This window comes from Pantoea sp. CTOTU50773, from assembly GCF_032082325.1.
Classification (GTDB): Bacteria; Pseudomonadota; Gammaproteobacteria; order Enterobacterales; family Enterobacteriaceae; genus Pantoea; species Pantoea communis.
Genome location: NZ_DAMDQC010000080.1, coordinates 1 through 8119 on the forward strand (window position 1 = coordinate 1; position 8119 = coordinate 8119).

Genomic DNA, 8119 nt, shown 5'->3' on the forward strand with positions numbered 1-8119 from the left:
CGTAATATTGGCGCACACGGCCCAGCGCCAGCGAGTAATGCCAATTGCCCGGACGAACCGAATCAGGAACCGAGGAGTAGGGCACCGTGAAGGTAGCGATTTTACCGTTGGCTTCAATCACCTCTACTTCAAAATCTCCCTGACTGCGGGTGTTGTTCAGATCATCAATGATAAACGGGCCAGGCGGCACCACGGTTTCATAGATGACCTTGTTCAACTGTTTCACAATCACACGGGCATTAGATAAGGCGATGCCTCGAATTTCAGGGGCATAACCGCGTCTGCCTTGCGGCCACATACGTTCGTCAGTGGCGAGTTTTACGCCATTAAACGGCAGGCTGCCAAATAGCGAGCTGTCTGTGTAGCTATCGCCAAGGGAAAGCTGGCTATTGATCGACGTCAGTGGCCGTTGCACCCAGGTTCGTACCTTGTTGTAGCGATAGCTGCTACCACCCACACTGCTGCTGAGATAGCGAAGATTGCCCTGATGACGCAGCTGCCAGTTGGCGACATTGGTGCCTGCGGTGATCCCGCTCCACAGATATTGATAGCGGTAGGCGGCCGCGCTGTTTTCCGTCCAGGTGTAATTGGTGTTGTGGCGCAGGAATAACGCGGTCATCCCGCCATCCCACTGTTCGGGCGGAATATAACCACGCGGCGTGCGCTTAAGCGCTGACAGGGGCAGCGTGATATTCAGGCGTAACGCGGCGGCATCAAAAGCCCAGCTCCCTTGTGGCGTCCAGTCAACAAGCGGGGCGCACTCGCGATCGATTGGCTGTGCTGGAACCTTTTTTAACGGCAACATTTTCACCAGCGAAAAGGGCAAGCATGGCTCGGCCTCTTTTCCTTGTGCCGGGGGCAAAAATTCCAGCTTCACGCTGGATGACACGAGGGCATTATTGACATAAACATCGACCAGATAATGCCCCGCGGGCAACTCGCTTTGGTTGAATTGCGCGATGTTCTGACCGAAGGCTGAGCCTTTAAACAGCGACGGATCGAAATAATATTCTTCACTGTGCACGGCTGTTGAGAAATAGAATGAAACGGTCAGAAAGAATAAGGGGAATTTCAATTCATTGGGAGTTGATGGGGTAATTTTCACTTATTCTGGCTCCCTGATCGTTAATCGCGTCGAGTTTGACGCTGCCTACACCCTGTAAGCGTTGTTTGGTATGACTGAACCAGCAGGTATGCACGGAGAACGGGGCAACCATTACAGGTTCACACGCATAATTTTTTCCCGCGATACGCAGGGAAATAGCGACGAATGAAGCATGCCAGGGCTGCGCATTATCGATCTGTAATCCGCTGCCTTTTTGGGGATCGATTAGAGTGCGGACTTTAATACCCGATAAAATATTGCCCGGTTTGCCTATTGCCGCCGGGCGATAAAACAATTTCACCCGATTGCGCAGCATGACCGTCATGGCATTCTTATCGGCGGCAGCCTGTGATGCGGGCGGAATTTGCAGCATGTTAAACCAGTAAACGGACTCTCGATCCTGAGGCAGTTTGTCTGGCTGGCTGACGACAATACGCGCGACCTGCCCTGATTTCGGCTGAATACGAAATACCGGCGGCGTAGTGATAAAGGGCACGCGATTAATCTGCTGTGGTTTGGCATCCATATCACCCTCATCAAACCAGGTCTGAATAACATAGGGAATGCTATCGTCGTTTTTAAATTGAATATTGATGGAGCTGACCGGTGCCGGGTAAATGATCCGACTGCCCAGCAGCGTGACGCTTGCTGCTGCCGAGGCTGACATCACGCTGATAAATAACGCGCCCAGGGCATTGCGTAAATACATACAGACAATCTCATGGCATGCAGCGCACGCCCGGATATCCGAACGTACGCTGATTAATTATTACTGGTAAGTCACAGCGTATTGTAATGAAGCAGCCACGGTTCCGGCAGCGGCGACACCATTGGCATAATATTGTGCTTTATAAGTGGCCGAGGATTCGGTCTCATCGGCGGCAAGCGTCAGGTCGCCATCACCGGTATAGCCGCCTGTCAGGTTAATCACCGCGTCTTTACTGTCCACCAGTTGGACCTCAACATTTTTTGCGGTGCCGGTATTCGCCAGGTTGCCATTGGCCGTCACGTTGTTGCCGACAAACACCGTTGAAATTTTTGTTGAGGAAGCTGAGTTGCCGGTACAACCGGTCAAACCTACGGTAAAGGCGGTTTGACCGGCGACATCACCGCTGGCAGCCAGATCGGATTTACTCACAGTTGGCATCAGCACCACCGGTGAGGCAGCATTGCCATTCACCGAGATGGAACAGGTTTCATCAGCCACTTCACCCTGGAAATTAATGGTGTTATCGGACGCTGCAACGGCAGAGGCCGAGAAAAGGGCACCGGTGATAACCAGTGAAAGCAGTGTTTTATGTGTTTGCGTCATTTCGTGTAATCCTTTTACTTAGTGACCCGAGATCAGCTGATTAAGGCTGGTACCGGTCTTTCGTCGAATCGAATCTTTGATGTTGTAAATTTTTTTCATCTCATGGTTCATTGCTATCGAAATGGCAGAAAGTGAATTCCCTTTTAAGGCTAAATCCAGAAAGGTTACTTCCTCATTCGACAGTGCATTAACTCTCCTTGTTGCGCCTCCTTTTAAACCATAATAGGTACTGTTAATCACCTTCTTGATATCCTCTAACCGGTCTTCACAATAAATAACGGAGTGGATTCCCTCACTCTTTATCCAGTGTGCAGCCAGAGCGGCCAGCGGTCGATCGGAGACCAAAACGATGGTCAGCCCGGTGGATTTCAGATAATCAATCCAGTTTTTATTGGTGAGATAACGTAAGTTTTCTCGCGAAAAATCAACGAATATACATCCCCGGCAAAACACACTTTCATAGCGACCAGCGACTAATGAAAGTACACCTTTAATCAGGAAATGATTGTTCCCCGGCCAAATCGCAATTTTTTGTATTGGACAGCGATTAAGAATATCGTTGTTTCGGTTCGTCAGCTGGCAGCCATATTTGCAACTGGCACAGCGTAAGTCCTCTCGTGTGGTATTTTTCATAACAAACTCATCCGCTCCTGTAAGAGCTGCGGATATCCTGGCAGGATAATTGTTTTTATTCAACGAGTTAAGAAAATTAGTCATTTCTTACCCTCAGAAAAGTCTTAGGTTGTACGGGATGGTGATTTTTAAAATTCCATTGTCTTTTCTCAACTTGGCATGATCGTCATCGTTTCATACCCCTATAGAGTTAAGAACTTTCTAAATCCCCCAGGATTAATGGTGAAAATCGGCTTTTGGGATCAAAATCTAGATAGCATTAATTGCTAAATAATTGAATGTTCGTCAGTGTTGAGCCTGATTATCTTTGGTGTGAAAAGTGAGATTCCAGGATTTTTAATTTTTATTTGATGTAATGAAAACTGCCTCTGGTCTGTGGGTTGTGATGCGGCGAGGTAATTGAGTAATGAAGTTCACCTTACGGAAGGGGATATTTATCTCTCTTAGGATTATTCTTACACCTAATGCAGGGTGGATTTGATCTTAAAATGTCCGCGCGGAGAAGATTTTTACATATCATTAGCAATCTTGTGACCGCTTTGATTAGTACAATTAATCAAAGCGGATGAGGGTTCAGCTTACTGGCTATGATTTATCTACGAAATATTTTATTTGGCTAAATCAATTGTTAATGTCTGGTGTTTATTTAATTGATAAAAAAAGACTGTGCATTTAGGAAGACCAGGCGACAAATATTGTCTGGTTGAGGTTACGTTGTGAATTAACGCTGAATTATGAGTCGGGCCAGCGACATTCGTCACTCATGGTTTGCGCCAAAGCGGCAGCAGCGTGCGAGAGCTGGTGCTGTTTCAATCGCAAAATGCCCACTCGCCGCTCAATCTGTGGTGAGACCAACGGCACGCATACCGCGCCGAGTTCTCGCATCTGCTGAATACAAAAAGCAAGCACCGCGCTGACTCCCAAACCGCTGGCGACCATTTTGCCCACGGTGACCAATTGATGACTTTCGTAAGCGACGTCGAGTCTTCTTCCTGCCTGTGCCAGTGACTGCTCAAGCAGCAGACGCACCGCCGAAGGACGCTGCAAGGTAATGAAATCCAGATGCAGCAGTTCTCGCCAGCTCAGCTGTGGCTTCTCCGCTAACGGGCTATCAGCGGGCACCACGGCAACAAAGCGGTCGCTACCCAGCGGGGTGAAGTGCAGCGCATCGGCCAGTTCGGGTTCAAAGGCGACACCCATCTCCACGCGTCCCTCCTGAACCATCTCCAACACCGTTTCATTGATCACGTCATGCACCGCGATATTGACCCCGGGATAGCGCTGGCGAAAAGCCTTCAGCACCGCAGGCAGCAGGTTGCCAGCAAAAGAGGGCATGGCGGCAATCGACACTTTCCCCAGTTGCATCGTAAAACGCAGATGCATCGCCTCTTCGGCATTTTCCCAATCCGCCAGCAATCGTCGCGCCATGGGAAAAAAGATCTCACCTTCCGGCGTCAGTGATACGTGGCGAGTGGTGCGCATAAACAACGGTCCGCCCAACGCTTCTTCTAATCCGCTGATCGCCAGGCTCAGCGCCGGTTGCGAAATCGCCAGACGTTCGCTGGCCTGGGCAAAACTCAAAGTGTGAGCGACCGCTAAGAACGCGCGTAACTGCTTGATAGTCATTTTCATTTTGCTTTTGTTAACTTTATGTAAAACAACGATTAACAGAATATTAATAAGAAAAGTAAATGAAAGGCCAATAAAAACAAAATTAACAAATCATTTTTGTGACGCGAGGATGGCTTTATTCGGTGAGCTGAGGAGATATACAGCAATGGCAGGATTAGACAAACGCGTCACCAGTTATCAGCAGGCGCTGGCTGGATTGCAAGACGACATGACGCTGCTGGCGGGGGGATTTGGCCTGTGCGGCATTCCAGAAAATCTCATCGCCGAAATTCGTCAGCAGGGCATTAAGGGGCTGACCGTGGTCTCGAATAACTGCGGCGTGGATGGCTTTGGCCTCGGGCTGCTGCTGGAGAATCGGCAGATCAAAACCATGATCGCCTCTTACGTCGGTGAGAACGCGCTGTTCGAGCAGCAGATGCTCAGCGGTGAGCTGGAAGTGATTCTCACGCCGCAGGGGACGCTGGCGGAAAAAGTGCGCGCAGGCGGCGCGGGTATACCCGCATTTTATACGGCCACCGGCTATGGCACGCCCGTGGCAGAAGGTAAAGAAGTCAGAGAATTCGATGGGCGCCACTACATTCTGGAACAAGCGATCCGCGGTGACTTCGCCATCGTCAAAGGCTGGAAAGCGGACTGGTACGGCAATGTGATCTATCGCCACACTGCGCAGAATTTTAACCCACTGATGGCGATGGCTGCCCGTGTCACCGTTGTTGAAGTTGAAGAGATTGTGGCGCCAGGTGAACTGGATCCAGCAGCTATTCATACGCCGGGCATTTATGTCGATCGCCTGATACAGGGCAACTTCGAGAAACGCATTGAGAAACGCACCCTGAGTGAAGGAGGCGCACATGCTCACGCGTGAACAGATGGCGCAGCGCGTGGCGCAGGAGCTACGCGATGGCGATTACGTCAATCTTGGCATTGGCATGCCGACGCTGGTGGCCAACTACGTACCTGAGGGCATGGACGTGATGATGCAGTCGGAAAACGGTTTGTTGGGCATGGGGGCGTTTCCCACCGAAGCCGAACTGGATGCCGACATGATCAATGCCGGCAAACAGACGGTGACCGCAAGAAAGGGTGCGGCAATCTTCGATTCGGCACAGTCTTTCGCCATGATCCGCGGCGGCCATGTTGATCTTACCGTGCTGGGCGCGCTGGAAGTGGACGTTAGCGGCAACATCGCATCGTGGATGATCCCCGGAAAAATGGTCAAGGGCATGGGCGGCGCGATGGATTTGGTGGCGGGTGCGGAAAACATCATCGTGATGATGACGCACGCATCAAAGCATGGCGAATCAAAACTGCTGTCCGAATGCACTTTGCCGCTTACCGGCGTCGGCTGTATTCGTAAAGTGATTACTGAACTCGGCTGGCTGGAGATTGAAGAGGGCGCTTTTGTGCTGCGTGAGTATGCGCCGGGCGTCACGCTGGATGAGATCCGTGCAAAGACGGCCGGGCAATTACGCATCGCCGATGATGTCCGTGAAATGCATTTTTCAAAGGAGGCATCATGAACGAATGTGTGATTGTGGCAGCCACCCGCACGCCCATCGGCCGTTTTCACGGTGCGCTGGCGTCTCTTACTGCTGCAGAACTGGGCCAGCAGGTGATTGCCACACTGCTGAAACAAACCGCGCTCGATCCCGCGCTAATCGATGAGGTCATTATGGGGCAGGTACTCACCGCCGGATGCGGGCAAAACCCTGCGCGCCAGGCGGCCGTGGCGGCGGGCGTGCCTTACAGCGTGCCAGCCAGCACGCTGAACATGGTGTGTGGCTCAGGGCTTAAAGCGGTGATTCAGGCCGCACAAGCCATTCAAAGTGGTGCCGCTGAGATCATTATCGCGGGCGGTCAGGAGAGTATGAGCCAATCCCCTTATCTGCTGCCGGAGGCGCGTGGCGGCTGTCGTTTGGGGCACAGTCAACTGATGGACAGCGTGATCCACGATGGTCTATGGGATGCGTTTAACGACTACCACATGGGGATCACTGCCGAGAATCTGGCCGATGAATTCCACATCAGCCGTGCCGATCAGGATGCGTTTGCCTTGCAATCCCAACAGAAAGCGGTGGCGGCACAGCAACAGGGCGCATTCCGCGCCGAAATCACGCCTGTCGCGGTGGCGCAGGCTAAAGGCGAGACATTGGTGATCGGTGAAGATGAACAGCCACGCGCGGACAGTTCAGCAGAGCGGCTGGCGCGTTTGCATCCCGCCTTTAAAAAGGACGGCAGCGTGACCGCAGGTAATGCTTCCAGCCTGAATGATGGCGCGGCCGCCGTGCTGTTGATGTCAGCATCACGCGCCGCCGCATTGGGATTGCCGGTGCTGGCGCGATTGACCGGGAGCGGCATGGCCGGTGTGGATCCGGCGGTGATGGGTATCGGCCCGGTGGCTGCCACCAACAAAGCCCTGAAACAGGCTGGTTGGGAGCTGGATCAAGTGGATTTGATCGAAGCAAATGAAGCCTTTGCCGCGCAGGCTTTGGCGGTAGGCAAAGCGCTTAACTGGCAGCCGGAACGGGTCAATGCCAACGGCGGTGCCATTGCGCTGGGGCATCCGATTGGTGCCTCCGGCTGCCGCATTCTGGTGACGCTCATTCATGCCTTGCAGCAGCGTGAGCGAAAGCGCGGTCTGGCAACGCTGTGTGTTGGCGGCGGCATGGGCGTCGCCCTGGCGGTTGAACGCCCGGATTGAGGCGGACCGATTCAAATTTTTGGCAATGTCTTTACCTTCAACCCTACAAAATAATAAGGAAGCAACATGAGTGTCGTTATTGCCCTCGCTGCGCTTGGGTTGCTGATGTTAGCCGCCTATCGCGGCTATAGCGTAATTTTGTTCGCCCCGATTGCCGCGCTGTTAGCGGTGCTGTTAACCGAACCGGCTGCGGTCGCGCCGATGTTCAGCGGTCTGTTTATGGAAAAGATGGTGGGCTTTGTGAAGCTCTACTTCCCGGTGTTTCTGCTGGGTGCCATCTTTGGCAAGTTGATTGAGCTATCCGGCTTCTCACGTTCGATCGTCACGGCGGCCATTGCGCTGCTGGGGCGTCGCCATGCCATCCCGGTGATTGTACTGGTGTGCGCACTGCTGACGTACGGCGGTGTGTCGCTATTTGTAGTGGCCTTTGCTGTTTATCCGTTTGCCGCAGAACTGTTTCGTCAGAGCAATATCCCTAAGCGCTTGATTCCGGCAACGGTGGCTCTGGGTGCGTTCTCCTTCACCATGGATGCACTGCCCGGCACGCCACAAATCCAGAACATCATTCCCGGTAGTTTCTTCGGCACTAACGCCTGGGCTGCGCCATGGTTGGGGTTGATCGGTTCACTCTTCATTATTGTGGTGGGCTTACTGTGGCTGGATCGGCCACGCCGTCGGGCACAGGCCAAACAGGAACCCTATGGCACTAACCTGAAGAATGAGCCAGAAACGGCGG

At 52.5% G+C, this 8119-nt stretch carries 9 protein-coding genes; 4 read left to right on the forward strand and 5 right to left on the reverse strand.

The window, feature by feature from the left end:
- The 5 genes from RT340_RS13810 to RT340_RS13830 form a co-directional block, all read right to left on the reverse strand.
- Window positions 1-1105 (reverse strand): fimbria/pilus outer membrane usher protein (locus RT340_RS13810; protein ID WP_409566150.1); only part of this gene is annotated, 1105 nt, incomplete at its 3' end.
- A complete protein-coding gene (locus tag RT340_RS13815; protein WP_283216040.1) occupies window positions 1077-1814 on the reverse strand; it encodes a fimbria/pilus periplasmic chaperone in 738 nt (245 codons plus the stop codon). The genes RT340_RS13815 and RT340_RS13810, both read right to left, overlap by 29 nt.
- Window positions 1815-1874: 60 nt before the next feature.
- Entirely contained in the window at window positions 1875-2417 is a 543-nt protein-coding gene (locus RT340_RS13820; protein ID WP_097117773.1) for a fimbrial protein, read from the reverse strand.
- An 18-nt stretch (window positions 2418-2435) separates the two neighbouring features.
- A complete protein-coding gene (locus RT340_RS13825; RefSeq protein WP_237448762.1) occupies window positions 2436-3134 on the reverse strand; it encodes a LuxR family transcriptional regulator in 699 nt (232 codons plus the stop codon).
- A gap of 648 nt (window positions 3135-3782) precedes the next feature.
- Complete coding sequence (locus RT340_RS13830; protein ID WP_313376564.1) at window positions 3783-4682, reverse strand: LysR family transcriptional regulator; 900 nt, start codon at window positions 4680-4682, stop codon at window positions 3783-3785.
- 145 nt (window positions 4683-4827) lie between these two features.
- On the opposite strand from RT340_RS13830, the gene RT340_RS13835 reads away from it, so the two are divergent.
- The 4 genes from RT340_RS13835 to RT340_RS13850 all read left to right on the forward strand — a co-directional run.
- Window positions 4828-5547 (forward strand): CoA transferase subunit A, encoded by a 720-nt coding sequence (locus RT340_RS13835; RefSeq protein WP_034822730.1) that lies wholly within the window; start codon window positions 4828-4830, stop codon window positions 5545-5547.
- Complete coding sequence (locus RT340_RS13840; protein WP_097117776.1) at window positions 5534-6202, forward strand: CoA transferase subunit B; 669 nt, start codon at window positions 5534-5536, stop codon at window positions 6200-6202. The genes RT340_RS13835 and RT340_RS13840 overlap by 14 nt, the downstream gene beginning before the upstream one ends.
- Window positions 6199-7383, forward strand: coding sequence for an acetyl-CoA C-acetyltransferase (locus tag RT340_RS13845; RefSeq protein ID WP_211729531.1), 1185 nt, complete (start codon window positions 6199-6201; stop codon window positions 7381-7383). Before RT340_RS13840 ends, RT340_RS13845 begins: the two co-directional genes overlap by 4 nt.
- A gap of 66 nt (window positions 7384-7449) precedes the next feature.
- The coding region (locus tag RT340_RS13850; protein ID WP_409566151.1) for a GntP family permease at window positions 7450-8119 on the forward strand (670 nt) is incomplete at its 3' end.